General features: G+C 63.4%; 15 protein-coding genes. 6 read left to right on the top strand and 9 right to left on the bottom strand.

Going from position 1 to position 17,167, the window contains the following annotated elements:
- Nucleotides 1-84: 84 nt before the first annotated feature.
- Nucleotides 85-378, bottom strand: coding sequence for a GYD domain-containing protein (locus AC1DZ8_RS12865; RefSeq protein ID WP_112563285.1), 294 nt, complete (start codon nucleotides 376-378; stop codon nucleotides 85-87).
- A 323-nt stretch (nucleotides 379-701) separates the two neighbouring features.
- Between AC1DZ8_RS12865 and AC1DZ8_RS12860 the strand changes: the two genes are divergently transcribed.
- The gene (locus AC1DZ8_RS12860) at nucleotides 702-1,760 is read left to right on the top strand and encodes a TauD/TfdA family dioxygenase (RefSeq protein WP_477306192.1); all 1,059 of its coding nucleotides are present in this window, start codon (nucleotides 702-704) and stop codon (nucleotides 1,758-1,760) included.
- Nucleotides 1,761-1,836: 76 nt separating this feature from the next.
- Here AC1DZ8_RS12860 and rpoD read toward each other — a convergent pair whose 3' ends face one another.
- From rpoD to AC1DZ8_RS12845, 3 genes are all read right to left on the bottom strand, one after another.
- Nucleotides 1,837-3,864, bottom strand: a complete 2,028-nt coding sequence (rpoD, locus tag AC1DZ8_RS12855) for an RNA polymerase sigma factor RpoD (RefSeq protein WP_477400976.1) — start codon at nucleotides 3,862-3,864, stop codon at nucleotides 1,837-1,839.
- Nucleotides 3,865-4,284: 420 nt separating this feature from the next.
- Entirely contained in the window at nucleotides 4,285-6,225 is a 1,941-nt protein-coding gene (gene dnaG / locus AC1DZ8_RS12850; RefSeq protein ID WP_477306188.1) for a DNA primase, read from the bottom strand.
- Between the two features lie 137 nt (nucleotides 6,226-6,362).
- Nucleotides 6,363-6,755: an RcnB family protein gene (locus AC1DZ8_RS12845; RefSeq protein WP_477306186.1), complete on the bottom strand. Its 393-nt coding sequence runs from the start codon at nucleotides 6,753-6,755 to the stop codon at nucleotides 6,363-6,365.
- Between the two features lie 362 nt (nucleotides 6,756-7,117).
- Here AC1DZ8_RS12845 and AC1DZ8_RS12840 point away from each other — a divergent pair, with 362 nt between their 5' ends.
- The 3 genes from AC1DZ8_RS12840 (at nucleotide 7,118) to AC1DZ8_RS12830 (ending at nucleotide 10,391) form a co-directional block, all read left to right on the top strand.
- Nucleotides 7,118-8,782, top strand: a complete 1,665-nt coding sequence (locus tag AC1DZ8_RS12840) for a Na/Pi cotransporter family protein (protein ID WP_477306184.1) — start codon at nucleotides 7,118-7,120, stop codon at nucleotides 8,780-8,782.
- A gap of 86 nt (nucleotides 8,783-8,868) precedes the next feature.
- Nucleotides 8,869-9,078, top strand: coding sequence for a DUF2061 domain-containing protein (locus AC1DZ8_RS12835; RefSeq protein ID WP_142866937.1), 210 nt, complete (start codon nucleotides 8,869-8,871; stop codon nucleotides 9,076-9,078).
- Nucleotides 9,079-9,209: 131 nt separating this feature from the next.
- Complete coding sequence (locus AC1DZ8_RS12830; RefSeq protein ID WP_477306181.1) at nucleotides 9,210-10,391, top strand: MFS transporter; 1,182 nt, start codon at nucleotides 9,210-9,212, stop codon at nucleotides 10,389-10,391.
- 24 nt (nucleotides 10,392-10,415) lie between these two features.
- On the opposite strand, the gene AC1DZ8_RS12825 is transcribed toward AC1DZ8_RS12830, so the two are convergent.
- Nucleotides 10,416-11,792 carry an aminotransferase-like domain-containing protein gene (locus AC1DZ8_RS12825; RefSeq protein ID WP_477306180.1) on the bottom strand — a complete coding sequence of 459 codons (1,377 nt, stop codon included), beginning with the start codon at nucleotides 11,790-11,792 and terminating at the stop codon, nucleotides 10,416-10,418.
- A 133-nt stretch (nucleotides 11,793-11,925) separates the two neighbouring features.
- Here AC1DZ8_RS12825 and AC1DZ8_RS12820 point away from each other — a divergent pair, with 133 nt between their 5' ends.
- Entirely contained in the window at nucleotides 11,926-12,312 is a 387-nt protein-coding gene (locus AC1DZ8_RS12820; protein WP_477306178.1) for a DUF983 domain-containing protein, read from the top strand.
- A gap of 15 nt (nucleotides 12,313-12,327) precedes the next feature.
- Here the strand turns inward: AC1DZ8_RS12820 and AC1DZ8_RS12815 are convergent, their stop codons facing one another.
- Nucleotides 12,328-12,885 carry a GNAT family N-acetyltransferase gene (locus AC1DZ8_RS12815; RefSeq protein ID WP_477306176.1) on the bottom strand — a complete coding sequence of 186 codons (558 nt, stop codon included), beginning with the start codon at nucleotides 12,883-12,885 and terminating at the stop codon, nucleotides 12,328-12,330.
- Between the two features lie 55 nt (nucleotides 12,886-12,940).
- The gene (locus AC1DZ8_RS12810; RefSeq protein ID WP_477306174.1) at nucleotides 12,941-13,390 is read right to left on the bottom strand and encodes a GatB/YqeY domain-containing protein; all 450 of its coding nucleotides are present in this window, start codon (nucleotides 13,388-13,390) and stop codon (nucleotides 12,941-12,943) included.
- A gap of 258 nt (nucleotides 13,391-13,648) precedes the next feature.
- On the opposite strand from AC1DZ8_RS12810, the gene carA reads away from it, so the two are divergent.
- Complete coding sequence (carA, locus tag AC1DZ8_RS12805; RefSeq protein ID WP_477306172.1) at nucleotides 13,649-14,866, top strand: glutamine-hydrolyzing carbamoyl-phosphate synthase small subunit; 1,218 nt, start codon at nucleotides 13,649-13,651, stop codon at nucleotides 14,864-14,866.
- 2 nt (nucleotides 14,867-14,868) lie between these two features.
- On the opposite strand, the gene AC1DZ8_RS12800 is transcribed toward carA, so the two are convergent.
- A complete protein-coding gene (locus tag AC1DZ8_RS12800) occupies nucleotides 14,869-15,789 on the bottom strand; it encodes an aldo/keto reductase (protein WP_477306170.1) in 921 nt (306 codons plus the stop codon).
- On the bottom strand, nucleotides 15,786-17,051 hold the full coding sequence (locus tag AC1DZ8_RS12795; RefSeq protein WP_477400973.1) for a TCR/Tet family MFS transporter: 1,266 nt from the start codon (nucleotides 17,049-17,051) through the stop codon (nucleotides 15,786-15,788). Before AC1DZ8_RS12795 ends, AC1DZ8_RS12800 begins: the two co-directional genes overlap by 4 nt.
- Between the last annotated feature and the right edge of the window lie 116 nt (nucleotides 17,052-17,167).

Here is a 17,167-nt window from a genome sequence, read left to right as displayed (position 1 = left end):
TCGGCAGCTCAGGCGCCGTCAAGCGGCACCCCGCATTGATCTCCCGGAAATGCTTCTGACCTCGTTACTTCACGTTGCCGGTAACTACCCGAGCGAGGTGACGATCTCGCGATAGGCAAATTCCGGGAAAGCCTTGAGCGTTCGCGTCCGGACGCTGCCGCCCGCCCCCAGCATCAGCGCAAAACGCGCCAGCACCGCGTCGTCGGGTGCTTCGACCACGGCCACCATGTCGCATTCGCCCATGGTGAGGTAAAACGCCTTGAACGATCCGCCCATGTCGGCCAGCTGCTTCTTGGCGGCATCGAGCCGTTTTGGTGACTCGCGCACGTTCCTGGCGCCCTGTTCGGTCCAGTTCATCAGCAGGATGTAGGTTGTCATCGCACACCTCCCTCCGGCGCCACGGAGCACGGCTCAGGTCCTGGACCTGCGCCGGGGCGAACATCCGGTTTATCACCCAGAACACGCATCCGACGGGGAAGTATCCGCCCGCAGCGAGCTTCGTGCAAGGACCGCCGCGCCAGCCCGTTGATGCGTGAAGGCGATTTTCTCCCAGGCGCCAGGGCGGCGGCATGGCGACGACCGCAAAACTGTCGGCGCCGACCAGGGAAAGCCGGTTTAAAAATCCGCCTGACTACGGCAATCTCCATAGTGGCCATCGACCTGGCGGAAATCCGCCGCCGATCCAGCCATTGGAGAGCTTCATGCGCGAGACCACCATCGACCTGCCGCCGGGACAGATCGAAATTCCTGCCGCATGGACTGGCGCGGAAATGGCGAAGCATCCCGAAAATTGGCTGGTCGAATTGGACAGGCAGGATGTCGCGGAACTGGAATTGGCGGCAACCGGCTTTCTCGCCCGCTCGCAAGATATCGGCGAGCTGAGCAAGGCCGATTTCCCCTTGCCCCGGCTTGCCGGCCACCTCGCCGCCCTTCGTGAAAAACTCATCACAGGCATTGGGTTCGAGGTGCTTCGCGGCCTCCCGGTCGAGAACTATTCGGCGCAACTGGCGGCAACGATCTTCTGCGGGCTTGGCGCGCACCTTGGCAGCGCACGGTCGCAGAATGCCCAGGGCCACATTCTCGGCCATGTCCGCGACACAGGCGCCGACGCCAGGGATGCCACGACGCGCATATACCAGACGGCGGAGCGCCAGACATTTCACACCGACTCCGCCGACGTCGTCGGTCTGCTCTGCCTTAGAGATGCCATGCAAGGCGGCGAGTCCCTGCTGGTCAGCACGGTGACGATCTACAACGAGATGCGCAAACGACGGCCCGATCTGGTCCGCCTGCTGTTTGATCCGATTGCCACGGACCGGCGCGGCGAGGTGCCGGAAGGCGAAAAGCCCTACTTCGAAATCCCGGTCCTCAACTGGCACGAGGGATTGCTGACCGGCATTTATCAGCGCCAGTATATCGACAGCGCCCAGCGCTTCCCGGATGCCATGCGGCTAAGCCCTGCACATGTCCAAGCGCTGGACCTGTTCGACAGCCTTGCCAATGACCCGGAATTGAACCTGTCGATGCGGCTGCGGCCCGGCGACATGCAGTTTGTCTACAATCATTCGCTGCTTCACGACCGCATGGGTTTTCGGGATTGGCCGGATCCGGACAGGCGGCGCCATATGCTGCGCCTGTGGCTGTCTGTACCCGGCGACCGTCCGCTGCCCGAGTGCTTCAGGCAGCGTTATGGCTCGATCGAGATAGGCGACCGCGGCGGCATCATCGTCAAGGGGACGCGGCTGAACGTGCCGTTGTAGGGCAAGTCAAAGAAACCACGGGAACGAGAAAGGGCGCCTCGATGGGCGCCCTTGATCTCTTTGCAATCGGTAAGTGTCAGCTGTCGAGGAAACTGCGCAGCTTGCGCGACCTGCTCGGGTGCTTGAGCTTGCGCAGGGCCTTGGCTTCGATCTGGCGGATACGCTCGCGGGTGACCGAGAACTGCTGGCCAACTTCTTCGAGCGTGTGGTCGGTGTTCATGCCGATGCCGAAGCGCATGCGCAGCACACGCTCTTCGCGCGGCGTCAGCGAGGCCAGCACGCGCGTGGTGGTTTCGCGCAGATTGGCCTGGATCGCCGCGTCGATCGGCAGGATCGCCATCTTGTCCTCAATGAAATCGCCCAGATGCGAATCCTCCTCGTCGCCGACCGGCGTTTCGAGCGAGATCGGCTCCTTGGCGATCTTCAGCACCTTGCGCACTTTTTCGAGCGGCATTGCGAGCTTTTCGGCCAGTTCCTCCGGCGTCGGCTCGCGGCCGATCTCGTGCAGCATCTGGCGCGACGTCCGCACGATCTTGTTGATCGTTTCGATCATGTGCACCGGGATGCGGATGGTGCGCGCCTGGTCGGCGATCGAACGCGTGATCGCCTGCCGGATCCACCATGTCGCGTAGGTCGAGAACTTGTAACCGCGGCGGTATTCGAATTTGTCGACCGCCTTCATCAGGCCGATATTGCCTTCCTGGATCAGGTCGAGGAACTGCAGGCCGCGATTGGTGTATTTTTTGGCGATGGAGATGACGAGGCGCAGATTGGCCTCGACCATTTCCTTCTTGGCGATCGCGGCTTCGCGCTCGCCCTTCTGCACCTGGTTGACGATCTTGCGGAATTCCAGGATCGAGATCGCCGTCTCGGTGGCGAGGTTCTGGATCTCCGAACGCAGATCCTTGATCGCGTCCTTCTCGTTCTTGGTGAATTCCTTCCAGCCGCGCGAGGTCAGGTTGCCGATCGAGCGCGTCCAGTTCGGGTCGAGCTCGGAGCCCTGATATTCCTTCAGGAACTCCTCGCGGCGCACGCCATAGCTTTCGGCCAGGCGCAGCAGCTTGCCTTCGTTCTGCACCAGACGCTTGTTGATGTCGTAAAGCTGCTCGACCAGCGCCTCGATGCGCGCGGTGTTGAGCGACAGCGACTTCACAGCCTTGATCAGCTGGTCCTTCAGCTCCTTCAGGCGGCGGTCCTGGCTGGGCGACAGCGTGCCGGCCGCGGCCAGGCGGTTCTCGACCTGCTGGTCCTGCAGCTTGCGAAGCTTCTTGTAGGTGTCGGCGATGACGTCGAGCGTCTCCATCACCTGCGGGCGCAGTTCGGCTTCCATCGCCGCCAGCGACAGGCTGGCCTCGTCCTCGTCTTCCTCGTCGTCATCGACCAGGCCGCGCGTGTCGGTGCCGACATTGGTGATGTCGTCCTCGTCGTCACGGCCGCCGCGGCGCGGCTTTTCCTCGGGCTTCGGGGTTTCCTCGATGCGCTCTACCACCGGCGCCTGCTTGGCCTCGGGGCCGGCATAGGTGGCTTCGAGGTCGATGATCTCGCGCAGCAGGATCTTGGATTCGTTGAGCTCGTCGCGCCAGATGATGATGGCTTGGAAGGTCAGCGGGCTTTCGCACAGGCCCGCGATCATCGTCTCGCGGCCGGCCTCGATGCGCTTGGCAATCGCAATTTCGCCCTCGCGCGACAGAAGCTCGACCGAGCCCATTTCGCGCAGATACATGCGCACCGGATCGTCGGTGCGGTCGGTCGGCTCTTTCTTGGTGGTCGTGGCGGCGACGGCGGTGCCGGTCTGCTCGGCCAGTTCGTTGGCGTCTTCCTCGGCGTCGGCAGTGCTGTCGGCGGCCTCGGGCTCCTCGCCCTGGTCGTCATCCTCGACCACGTTGATGCCCATGTCGGACAGCATCGCATTGATGTCCTCAATGCGATCCGGATCGGTCTCTTCCGAAGGCAGCACCGCATTCAGCTCGTCGAGGGTCACATAGCCGCGCTTCTTGGCGGCCTTGATCATCTTCTTGACAGCATCATCGGAAAGGTCGAGCAGAGGCCCATCGGTGGCGCCTTCACGTTCGGTCTCGACCTCTTCCTTTTCCTTTGTCGCCATAGTCTTTATCTTCTCCTAGCGGCCGAACAGCGAAGCCGCGTAAGCTGCCGCACCGGTCAAATTATGCGCTCGTAACGAAACGCGCTTCACCGGGCCGGTAACCGCATCAACTCTTTTGTTTGGTTCATATCGTACCCCAAAACCGGTTTTCACTTTTGGGCGACATGCATTAAGTCCAGATTAACCCTGATATCTGTGGCAGGCTAACAGCCTGTCCAGTGATCAGCACCTCGCATCGCTGCATTTTCCATCGACGCTGGCACGGGTTAACGTTTCGAATCGTCCTGATTCCGTCATTCTGCCAGAAGGTCAAGCGCCTCTCGCATGATTCGCATCAAAAAAGCGAATCAATTACCCGACTTAGAGGCGTCGATTCGACGCGCAGCACATTACATCATTCATTCTTGCGCAGGTTTCGACCTACACACGCCCAGCCTTGCCCGAGGACACGCCGAACCCTTCGATCAGCGCTTCCGTTGCCTGCACATCACGAAATTGCGCCTGAATCTCGACGAGATGCCGGTAGTTTTCGTCTGTGGGATCACTGGCGAGCGCTGCTTCCGCCTGTTTCAGCTCCTTATGTAAGGTGCGCGCGCTGCGCTGCAAGTGCAGCGCCTGGTTGAAGGCGTCGCGGGCATCGTCAAGGGCGGCGGTTTCCAGCGCCGGCCACTGCCTCGCCCGCTGGATCAGCGCCACCGCGCGCCCCCAGATCTCTGCGCAGCCGGCACGCTCGATCGTGCTGACCACCGCACCGCGGTCATTGGCCATGTCATGCGCCATGGCGTCGAGTATGGCGGCGTGCAGCCGCTGCAGATCGCTGTTGGCGAGATCGAGGAACTCGACATGGGCGAAATTCTCGTCGATCAGCGCGGGGTGATTGACGAGGGCGACGATGATCGTCGCCTCGCGCACCGACATCATCTCGCCGCCGCGCTTGACCATGGCGGAACGGCCGAGACTTTCGGTGATCGCGGCGCGCGCGCCGACTCCGCTGCCTTTCGCGAACTGCCCGCCGGGTGCCGGCGTTTTGCCCTGCCCCGGCTTCCAGTCCTGGCGCGGTTGCCGAACAAAGCGCTGGGCGCTGAAGAAGGTTTGCTCCCGCTCGCGCATCCACTGCTGGTAGTGATAGCGCTGGCTCTCATCGCGGATGCGGCTGGTCAGTTCGCGCAGCGTCTTTGTCAGCCCTGCCCGCCGCTCGGGCGTGTCGAAGACGCCACCGGATGTCTCGCGCATCCACAACAACTCAGCGAGCGGCCGCGCTTCCGCCAGAACATTACGAAAAGCGTCCGGTCCCTCGGCCTTGACCAGATCGTCGGGATCCTTGCCCTCGGGCAACAGTGCAAAGTGCACCGAACGTCCCGACTGCACCGACGGCAGCGCAAGATCAGCGGCCCGCCATGCCGCCTTCAGCCCGGCCTGGTCGCCGTCGAAGCACAGCATCGGCTCGGGCGCCATGCGCCACAACAATTCGAGCTGGTTTTCGGTCAGCGCGGTGCCGAGCGGCGCCACGGCATTTTCGAAGCCGGCCTGCGCCAACGCGATGACGTCCATATAGCCTTCGACGGCAATCACCGTGCCGCCCTTGGCCAAGGCTTTGCGGGCGCGGGCGAAATTGTAGAGCACATTGCCCTTGTGGAAGAGCTCGGTGTCGGGCGAGTTCATGTATTTGGCCAGCGCATCGGGCGCCAGCGCGCGGCCGCCAAAGGCGATGATCTTGCCCCTGGAATCCGGGATCGGGAACATGATGCGGTCACGGAACCAGTCATAGGAGACCGGGATATCGTCGCCATGGCGCACCAGCCCGCAGGCCTCGATGTCGGCCTTGGGCACACCCTTGGCAGCAAGATGCTCTTTCAGCGCATTGCGGCTGTCCGGTGCGAAACCCAGCCGGAACGATTGCTGCGTCGCCGGCGTCAGCCCGCGGTCTCTGAGGTAGGCGCGCGCCTTGGCGCCTTCCGGCCCCTGCAGCCGTTCCTGGAAGAAGACAGTCGCCATCTCCATGACGTCGGTCAGGCTGGCGCGCTCCTTCTCGCGCTGTTCCTCCCGTTCATCGCGCACCGGCATCGGCACGCCGGCCATCTCGGCGATCTTCTCGACCGCCTCAGGAAAGCTCATTCCGTCAAGTTCGGTCAGGAACTTGAAATGATCGCCGGACACCGAACAGCCGAAACAGTGGTAACGGCCCTTCTTGTCCTCGCAGTGAAAGGACGGGCTCTTCTCGCCATGGAACGGACAGCATGCCCAGTAATCGCCGCGCGAAGCGTTGGTCTTCCTCCTGTCCCATGCGACGCGCTGGCCGATAACCGATGAAATCGGCACACGGTCGCGTATCTCGTCGAGAAAGGCGGGCGGAAAGCGCATCGGGAAACTCGTTTCCCCACCATATAATCATGCCGGCGAAATCCGACGACCCCGAATACCGGCCATACCCGGTTTCCACAGGCAAAAAGAAAGGCGGCCGTATCGGGCCGCCTCCCTTTCAGGTCCAACAGTGCGGCCTACTGCGCGGCAATGGCGCCGAAGATGATGCCGGACAGGACGCTGACCAGCACATAGTCATTGCCGACGCGGATCCACTCCTGGCCTCGGCCGGGACGATGCAGGCCATAACGGCCATAGTCGCGTATCGGCTGGTGCTGTCTCCAGCTCGAATATTTCTGGCCATTGCGCCAGTTGTTGCGCTTCACGACCAACTTCCTTTCGAAACGCTTGTGGATCACGCGCTTCTGGATCACGCGCTTCTTGAAATCCCTGTTGGTGGGCTTCTGCCAGTCGACATTGGTGTAGTTCGACTGCGGTGCGACCGGCGCGTTCACCGGTGCGGCCTGGCCGGTCAGCGAAGTAGCAGTCAGCATCGAGAAAGCGAGGGCGGAAAGAACAATGCGTTTCATAACGGGGCTCCTTGGTTGTCGATGCCAGAGGAGTAGCGTTCGAAGGATGAACTGAAACTGAACACCAGCATTACAATTATGTAATGAAATCCTCCATTTAACGAAGATATTTCAACATCATCGCGAAATGTGGGGCCGACACACAAGCGAACCCGTCTCGACGCAGTCGCACAGCGTAAGCGCTCAAAATTCCCGCATTTCCGACACCCGTTGTCGTGCGCCGACGCGCCCTTGAAATCGACAATATTTTATTACCCGGCTAAACTAATCGAGCTATTATCAACTGCAGCCATGATCATGATTCGCACCTCCACGTTCACTGCTGTTCGCGTTGCTGCTTCTCTTCGCATGCAGGCGTCGACATGAGCGGTTCCGTCGTCCTCCTGCATCTGGCCGGCGCCGTGGCGCTGATGCTGTTTGCCACCCGCATGGTGAAAACAGGCGTGGAACGTGCCTATGGCGACGTGCTGCGACACAAACTGCGCGCCACCATGCGCAATCCGATCATGGCGGTGCTGGCCGGCTGCGGCCTGTCGATCGCGCTGCAGAGCTCCACCGCCGTCACGCTTCTGGTCGGCTCCTTCGCCGGCGCCGGCATCGTGTCCGGCATATCGGGCCAGCTTGCGGTGCGCGGCGCCGAGATCGGCTCGGCGCTGGTGGTCAAGCTCTTGACCTTCGATCTCACGCTGCTGGTGCCGATCTGCCTTGTCGCCGGCACCGTCATGTTCATGGCCACCGAGCGGCGCGACTGGCGCCAGTCCGGCCGCATCCTGGTCGGCATCGGCCTCCTGCTTCTGTCGCTGGAGATGATCGGCCAGGCATCGGAGCCGCTGCGCCAGAGCACGCTGATGCCGCTCATCGTCAACTATTTCTCCGGCGATTTCGTCACCGCCTATCTGCTTGCAGCCCTGATCACCTGGCTGTTCCATTCCTCGATCGCCGCGGTATTGCTCCTGGTCACGCTCGCCGGCCGCGGCTTCATACCGCCGGAACTCGGCATCGTGCTGGTGCTCGGCGTCAATCTCGGCTCCTCGATCATCGCGCCGCTGCTCACCCGCAGCGCCGAGCCCGGCGTGCGCGTCGTGCCGATCGGCAATCTGTTGATGCGCGGCATGGGCTCGCTGGTCATGCTGATCCTGTTCATGACGCTGAAGCCGCCGGTCGCCTTCCTCGGCACCACCGTGCCCGACCAGATCGTCAACGCCCACATCCTGTTCAACGTGCTGATCCTGCTTGCTGGCCTGCCACTTGCCAGCCTGGTCTATCGCGCTTCGGAGAAGATCGTGGCGATGGGCACCAAACCGGTGCCGGCCGCAGCACTCGACGTGGTCGAGCTGTCCGCGCTCAACGACAGCGCGCTCGACGTGCCGAGCCAGGCACTGGCCAACGCCACCCGCGAGGTGGTGCGGGTGTGCGAGACCGTTGAGATCATGCTCAAGCGCATCATCGAGCTCTATGAAAGCGCCGACGGCGACAAGATCAAGGCGCTGGCCGCCCTCGACGACCGCGTCGACAGGAAGCACGCGGCGATCAAGCTCTATCTGGCCAAACTGACCAGGAACTCGCTCACAGAGGACGAGGCCCTGCGCTGCCAGGAATTGATCGGCGCCTGCGTCAAGCTCGAGCAGGTCGGCGACATCATCGTGCGCAACATGCTGGTGCATGTGAAGAAGAAGCTCGAGCGCGGGCTGGAGTTCACGCCCGAGGGCTGGAGCGAGTTGCTCGCCTTCCATACTTCGGTGCTGGCCAATGCCAGGCTTGCCTTCAACGTGCTGGTCTCGCGCGATCCGGAAACCGCGCGCCAGCTGGTGCTGGAGAAGGACCGGTTGCGCGACCGCGAGAAGGAAACCAGCGCCAGCCATTTCGTGCGCCTGCGCGACGGCACCGCCAAGAGCGTCGAGACCAGCTCCATCCACCTCGACACCATCCGCGACCTGAAGCAGATCAACTCGCTGCTGGCGTCGATGGCCTACCCGGTGCTGGAAGAGCGCGGCCTGCTCGGCGGGTCGAGATTGAAGGCGAGCTAGGCCCGAACCAGCGCCGGCAAAATTAGTCTTTGCGCCTCCAGCCATCCGTCGGCTAAGCATCGGCCAGGCCACCGGGAGGAAAATCGATGGACACTCATTCGCGCAGCTTTGCCAAGGCGCTGTCGTGGCGCGCCACAGGCACCATCGACACGATGATCATCTCACTTGTCATCACCGGCAGCATCAAGCTTGCCGCAGCCATCGGCGCCACCGAGGTCGTCACCAAATCCCTGCTGTATTACCTTCATGAGCGGGCGTGGCTGAAAATCCCCTACGGCAGAAAGAATGCCGCTTAGGCTTGGCGGCCGACCGCCCGATCGGAATGAGCCCGATCAAGAAAAGCTAAAGCGGCGTCGACAATTTCTGCATTGCCGGCAAGCACCATCCATGATTTGAGGCGACCTCATTCAAGGATCGCTTCCGCGCCATGCTTCCGCTCATTGCCCTGTTCATTGCCGCCTTCGCCTTCGGCACCACCGAATTCGTCATCGCCGGTGTATTGCCGCAAGTGGCCGATGGTCTCGGTGTGTCGATCCCGACCTCCGGCTATCTCGTCTCCGGCTATGCCGGCGGCATCGCGGTCGGCGGACCACTGCTGGCGCTCGCCACCAAGCGCATTTCCCGCAAAACCCTGCTGCTTGGCCTCACCGTCGCCTTCACCATCGGCCAGGCCGCCTGCGCGCTGGCGCCCGACTTTACCTCGATGCTGCTGCTGCGCATTGCCGTTGCCGTCGCGCATGGCGCCTATTTCGGCGTCGCCATGGTGGTGGCTGTCAGCCTTGTCCCCGAGGACAAGCGCGGCATGGCGGTCGCCGTCATTCTCTCCGGCCTCACCGTCTCCAATGTCATCGGCGTGCCGGCCGGCACCGCGATTGGCAATCTCTGGGGCTGGCGCGCCACCTTCTGGGTGATGTGCGCGCTGGGTGTGGTGTCGTTTGCCGCCATGGCCGCGCTGCTGCCGCGCAAAACGGGCGCATCGAGCCCGTCCACCAGCCTTGGCAGCGAGGTTCGTGTGCTGGCGCGTCAGCAGGTCTGGACCTCGCTCATCCTGATGCTGATGCTGATGATCGGCCAGTTCGGCCTGTTCACCTACATCACCCCGACACTGCTCGAGGTCACCCACCTCGACGAGAGCCTGATTCCCTGGGTACTGCTGCTCAACGGCGTCGGCGCCACGATCGGCGTCTTCCTCGGTGGCAAACTGTCGGACTGGAAGCTGATGCCGTCGCTGATCACCATGCTTGCCCTGCAGGCGGTGATGCTTTGCGTGATCTATGTGGTCAGCCCCTACCCCGTGCCGATGGTCGTTGCGATTTTCCTCTGGGGTGGCCTCAACTTCGCCATCGGCACGCCGATCCAGACCCGCATCCTGGCCTGGACGGCGGACGCCTCCAACCTCGCCTCATCGCTCATCCCCTCGGGCTTCAATGTCGGCATCGCGCTCGCGGCATCGCTGGGCGCTGCCATGCTCAATGCCGGTTACGGCTATCGCAGCCTGCCGGTGGTCGGCGCCGCGGCCATGCTGGTCGCGGTGGCGGTGGCGCTGGCCTCCTACATCTGGGAAGGGCGCAGCCGGGCAGCCCCGCCGCTGCCTGCCGCGGCGGAGTAGCAGCACCGATCGCCGTTGGCTGCATCAGACCGGAGCGGGCGCGTGTCCGGGGCTGCCCGCAAGGATCGACACGAGGCTACGCAAGCCCTGTTCGAGCCTTTCGCGGCTAGCCGCCGCGCCGAGTGCCAGGCGCACGCCTTTGGCTGGATCAGGCGCGACGGAAAACTCCTCCGCCGGACTGAGCGCCAATCCCCGGCGCCGTGCGAGATCGGCGAGTTCCAAAGAACCCAACCGCCCGTCGAGCGGATACCAAAGATGCAGGCTGGATGGCGCTGAGGCGAACCCTCGGGGCAGGATCATGCGCGCCACCTCCAGTCTCGCTTGCGCTTCGACGCGCACCGCGGTGGTGATCTCGACGGCAAGGCCATTGCGTATCCATTCGCAGGCAAGGCCAGTCATCAGCGGCGGGGCCATCATCGTGGTCCCGCGGATTGCTTCGGCTATCGGCTCGATGGTCTCGGCGCCCGGCCCCACCAAAAACGCGGTGCGCAGGAACGGGGAGACGCATTTCGCCATCGTCGCGATATGGATGGTGCGCTCGGGCGCCAGGCTGAGGAAGGACGGCGGAGGCGCTGCAACCAGGGGGCTGTACGGATCGTCCTCGATGATGGTCAGACCCAGCCTGCCTGCCACCCGCGCCAGATCGCGGCGTCGACCCTCAGGCATGACCAGCGCCGACGGATTGTGCATCGTCGGATTGAGATAGAGGACACGGGCGCCGTGCCGCCGCACCGCGTCCTCGAGATAGTCCGGCCGCATGCCTTGATCGTCACGTCCCACACCGGCCAGTTCGCGCTTCGTCGTCCTGGCAAGCGCTTTCAGGCCTGGATAGGTCAGCGCATCGGTGACGATGGTGTCGCCCTCGCGGGTTTGCGACAGAAGAACGGCTGCCAGCAAAGCCTGCGCGCCTGAACCGACAACCACACGACCGACCGGCAGCCTGTCGCCGGATGCAGAGAGCCACGCGGAACCGGCGGCACGCTCGGCGGGCGAGCCTGGCCCGGGATGGTAGGCCAGAAGCGCCTCCGCGCTCGAACGGCGCAGCAGTCCGTCTATGCCGCTGCGGATCAATGCCGGCAGGCTGAGGCCCGCAGGCGCAGGCGGGATGTTCATGCTCAGATCCAGGATCGGTTCCTCGGCTTCCCCCGGCGTGACGAACGTGCCGCGCCCCGCGGCGGCGTCGATGAGATTGCGGCGGCGCGCCTCGGTGAACGCTCTCGTGACGGTGGTCAGATCGACCCCCAGCAACCGGGCCAGTTCACGCTGCGCAGGCAATCTGTCCCCTGGCTGCAGGCGACCGGTCGAGCGGGCGTCGGCAAGCGCGTCGACGATCCTGAGATAGATCGGCCCCGAGCCATCTCCCAACCCGGAAAACCATCCGAACTCGCCGTCACCAGTCATCCTGCTACCGCATTCATTTCTCGGATCCATACATTTTGTCGCATTGTATGCATACAATCATGATACTAGTATGTATCACGGACCTCAAGGCCGGATGAGAGTGCCCTTGATGAGGTCGGTTGGAGTGACCATCATGCACGATCACGCGCACTATCCCCCGCTTGTGCCATGGCAAGTCGGAATTCGCGGCCGTTGCCCCCGCTGCGGAGAAGGCAGGCTGTTCAACGGGTTTCTGACGCTTGCGCCAAAATGCGAGGTTTGCGGGCTCGACTACTCTTTTGCAGATCCGGCCGACGGCCCTGCCTTCTTCGTGATCTGCTTCGCCTGCGTGCCTTCCGTGCTGTTCGCCGTCTGGGCGCAAGTGACCTTTGAACCCTCCATGTGGTTCCATGTCTTCGTTTCTTTGCCCATAGTTTTTGCCACATGCATTCCACCCCTGCGGCCGCTCAAGGGTTGGCTGGTGGCAAGTCAGTTTTACCACAAGGCGGAAGAGGGTAGGCTGGCCAAGCCCGGCGAATAGCGCCTGACCCGCGCGCTACAGATCGATCCGGAACAACAAGCTCTCGGCGCCGCCATACACGGCGTCCTTGGTGAACGGCCCAACTAACCGGCCCCCATTGGCCAGCACCACCTTCTGCGAGGCCGGATTGTCGAGGTCGGTGGTGAGCTCTACATAGGCGAGGCCGACTGCCCTCGCCTCGGGAAGCATCAGCCGCAGCGCTTCAGTGGCATAGCCGCGTCCTCGCTTCCAGGGCACCACGGCATAGCCGATATGGCCGAGCACATGCGACGGCAGCGCAGCCGTACCGGGCTGCCAGCGAAAGCCGATCGAGCCGGCGGCCTCGCCGTCCCAGATCCACCGCCGGAAGCCAGGCAGCCGCGGCACTGTCGTGCCGTCGGGCAGAGCGATCGGCGGCCCCTTGGCTTCGGGATCGTCGAGGCTTGCGAGGAATGCCACCGGATCCTCTTCGATCGCCACAAGCTGCTCGCGCGTTGCCTCTTCGAGCCGCACATTATCCGGCGACCAGCCGCGCTCGAGCGCGGCCTTGTAGGATGGCAGATGTTCGAGCGCGGGTTTGACGATTTCGATCATGACGACAGACGGCTTGGCGTCCGGCCCGCAGGCCGGACGTAGCGAGAGACAATACCTACTGCAGCAGGCCTTTGACGATGCCGCTCGCCTTGCCGAAATCCATCTGGCCGGCATATTTCTGCTTCAGCGCGGCGATCACCTTGCCCATGTCCTTCTGGCTCGCCGCACCAGTGGCTGCGATCGCCTCGCGGGCCGCCGCCGTCACTGCGGCGTCGTCCAGCTGCGTCGGCAGGAAGCCGCGGATGATCTCCATCTCGCCGCGCTCCTGCGCCGCCAGTTCCGGCCGCTTGCCGTCCTCGAAGGCCTTGGCCGATTCCTCGCGCTGCTTCACCATCTTGGCCAGGATCTGCAGGATCTCCTCGTCGCTGGCCGGCTCCTTGCCCGAACCGCGATTGGCGATGTCGCGGTCGTGGATGGCGGCCTGGATCAGCCGCAGCGTCGGCAGCCGGTGCTTGTCCTGCGCCTTCATCGCGGTCTTCAGGGATTCGGCGATTTTTGCGCGCATGATGCTTTCTCCTTCAAACGGCGCGGACAATAACCGTGGCGAACCTGTAAAGCAAACCCGCCAAGCCTATGATATCGTTCGACGAAACAAATGTCCGCCGTTTTGGCCCGGCATCATTGACCGCTCTGGCGCCTTCCCCTATGTACTCGGCCTTGCATAAGACAATGAATTTACGCGCGCAGGCTCGAGAAATCGGCCGCGCCGTTTGCTGCGCCGATGGCCCGCCATCGAAGCGCGCAACCTGACAGGAGCGCCGCCATGGCCGAGATAACGCCCGGACTGACCCCGCCTTGGGCAACCGAAAAGCCGACCGCCCTTCTGGTGCTGGCCGACGGCACGGTCATCGAGGGCCGCGGCCTTGGCGCCACCGGTTCCGCCGTTGCCGAAGTCTGCTTCAACACCGCGCTCACCGGTTACCAGGAAATCCTCACCGACCCGTCCTATGCCGGCCAGATCGTCACCTTCACCTTCCCGCATATCGGCAACATCGGCACCAATGACGAGGACATCGAAGACTTGAACCCGGTCGCCCGCGCCGGCGCCGTCGGCGCGGTGTTCAAGGCCGATGTCACCAACCCGTCCAACTACCGCGCCGGCACCGGGCTCGACCAATGGCTGAAGAAGCGCGGCATCGTCGCGCTCTCCGGCATCGACACCCGCGCACTGACCGCGCTGATCCGCGAAAAAGGCATGCCCAATGCCGTCATCGCGCATGCACCCGACGGCGTCTTTGACCTTGATGATCTCAAGCGCCGCGCGGCCGCATGGTCCGGCCTGATCGGGCTCGACCTCGCCAAGGAAGTCACCTCGGGCCAGTCCTCGGTCTGGCGCGAAACGCCCTGGGTCTGGAATGAAGGCTTTGGCGAACAGGCCGAGCCGTCGATGCACGTCGTCGCCATCGACTACGGCGTTAAGCGCAACATACTGCGCCTGCTTTCCGGCCTCGGCGCCAAGGTCACCGTGGTGCCTGCCAACACCGGTTCGGAAGAGATCCTGGCCATGCAGCCGGACGGCATTTTCCTCTCCAATGGCCCCGGTGATCCCGAAGCCACCGGCGACTACGCCGTGCCGGTGATCCAGGACCTGCTCAAGACCGACATCCCGGTGTTCGGCATCTGCCTCGGTCACCAGATGCTGGCGCTGGCGCTGGGCGGCAAGACCGCCAAGATGCATCAGGGCCACCACGGCGCCAACCACCCGGTCAAGGATCACACCACCGGCAAGGTCGAGATCGTCTCGATGAACCACGGCTTTGCCGTCGATGCCGACTCGCTGCCCGAAGGTGTCGAGGAAACCCATGTCTCGCTGTTCGACGGTTCGAACTGCGGCATTGCGCTCACCGGCCGCCCGGTGTTCTCGGTCCAGCACCACCCCGAAGCTTCACCCGGCCCGCAGGACTCGCACTATCTGTTCCGCCGCTTCGTCAACCTGATCCGTGAAAAGCGCGGCGAGGAATTGCTGGCCGAGCGGGCCTGAGCCTACGCCACCGGCCGGCCTTCGCTCGCCTCCAGAATGGCGAACCATTGCTGGCGGTCGAGGGTAATCTCCAGCGCTTTGACCATGGCCGCCAGCCGTTCCGGCTTCATCGTGCCGAGCACCGGCACCAGCCGCGCCGGGTGGCGCAGCAGCCAGGCGATGGCAACCGCCGCGAGATCGCCCACGCCGGTTTCAGCTGCCACTGCCGCGATTGCTGCCCTGACCCGCGCCTCGCGGCCTTCCTTGCCGGTAAACAGCGAGCCGCCGCCGAGCGGCGACCAGATCATCGGCGCATAGCCAAGGCGCTGCGCATGATCCAGGCTGCCATCGGTCAGCGCATTGGTTTTCAGCACCGACATCTCGATCTGATTGGTGGCCAATGCAAACGGCAGCTGCGAGGCCAACAGGTCGAACTGCGACGGGGTGAAATTGGAAACGCCAACCGCCCTCACCTTGCCCGACTTGACCAGGCCGGCAAGGGCCGCCGCCGTCTCGTCGGCATCCATCAGCGGGTCCGGCCGGTGCAGCAGCAACAGGTCGAGATAGTCGGTGCCGAGGTTGCTGAGCGAGCGGTCGACCGAAGCCGTTATGTGACCGGCACTGGTGTCGTAATGCTTCAGTCGGTTTTGCGGCCGGTTGTCGGAGGCCAGCATGATGTCGCACTTCGAGATTAGCTCGATGCTGTCGCGCCTGCCCTTCCAGCGCGACAGTCCGGCGCCGAAGGCGGCTTCGACCTCGTAATTGCCGTAGATATCGGCATGGTCGAAGCTGGTCAGGCCAAGGTCGACTGCGTTGCCGATCAACCGGGCGACCTGATCGGCATCCGGGCGGGCGGCACTGTCGAGCAGGCGCCAAGCGCCGAACACCAGGCGCGATAGCGACACCCCATCCTTGGTCAGCTTTATGCGGCTGTCATGGCTCATACCTGCGCTCCATCTTCAGCTACGCCGGTGGCGGCGCTTCTCACCGCCGTCGGCCGCGCCACTTTCGTCACAAAGACGATAACTGCAAGCGTGAGGAAACACGCGCCGAGCAGATAGGGCGCGCCACCGAAGACGACCGGCGCATTCGGCCCGGTGAACCAGGAAAAGATCGCGGTATAAAGCAGCGGCGTGATGATCGAGGTGATCGAGAAGATCGAGGTCATCGCGCCCTGCAATTCGCCCTGCGCCGAAGGCGGCACCTTGGCGGCGGCAAGGCTCCTCAGCGGCGGATCGGCCAGCGCTTCCAGGCAGCCGACGACGATCACCGCATAGATCATCCAGCCTTGCGAGGCGAAGGCGTAACCGAAGGCGCTGGCCGCCGTGAATGTCAGGCCGATGACCGCCGTCCTCCATTCGCCAAGTTTGGGAATCACGCGCGGCAGCACCGTCGCCATGACGATCGCACCGCACAGGCCGAAGGCGCCAAGCGAGAAGCCGATCTGCTGCTCGCTCCAGCCATAGCGATAGTTGGAAACGAACGACCACACCGCCGGATACATCATATGGCCGAGCGTCATCAGGAAGAAGGTCAGCCCGATCCAACCTATGCCTTTGTATTGGCGCATCTGCAGCAGCGTGCCGACCGGGTTGGCGCGTTTCCATTCGAAGCGGCGGCGGTGCTTTTGCTCCAGTGTTTCCGGCAGGAAGAACAGCGCGATCAAAAAATTCACGAAGGCAAGCCCAGCGGCGAAATAGAACGGCACGCGCGGCCCGAACGTGCCGAGCAGCCCGCCCAGCACCGGCCCGATGACGAAGCCGACGCCGAAGGCTATTCCGAGCAGGCCGAAATTCTTGGCCCGGTTGTCGTCGTTGGAGATATCGGCGATGAAGGCCGACGTCGTCGAATAGCTGGCGCCAGAAATCCCGGCCAGCACACGGCCGATGAACAGCATCGGATAGGACCAGGCGATGGCGCAAATCAGATTGTCGATCGAGAAGGTGAGCACGGAAGCAAGCAGGATCGGCCGCCGCCCGAAGCGATCGCTCAAGCCGCCCATGATCGGCGCGAAGAAGAACTGCATCGCGGCATAGACGAAGAACAGCCAGCCGCCCTCGATCGCCGCTTCGCTGATGCCGACGCCGCTCAATTCCCTGAGAAAGGCGGGCAGCACCGGCATGATCATGCCGAAGCCGATAATGTCGAGCAGCAGCGTGGTGAAGACGAGCGCAAGGCCCCGCCTGGCGGTTTTGGGGTCGATCATGATGGCGTCTGCTCCCTGGGACCGCCCTTGGGCGGGCGCTCGTTATAAGCGAGGCGTCACTTTGGAACAATAGGAGAACGCCTTAGGCGTTCTCCTCCTGACATCTGTTGCCGGTG

This window comes from Mesorhizobium sp. P2_F7 (assembly GCF_056403695.1).
Note: the sequence above shows the minus strand (reverse complement) of the source record. Positions and strands in the feature narration are given on the sequence as shown.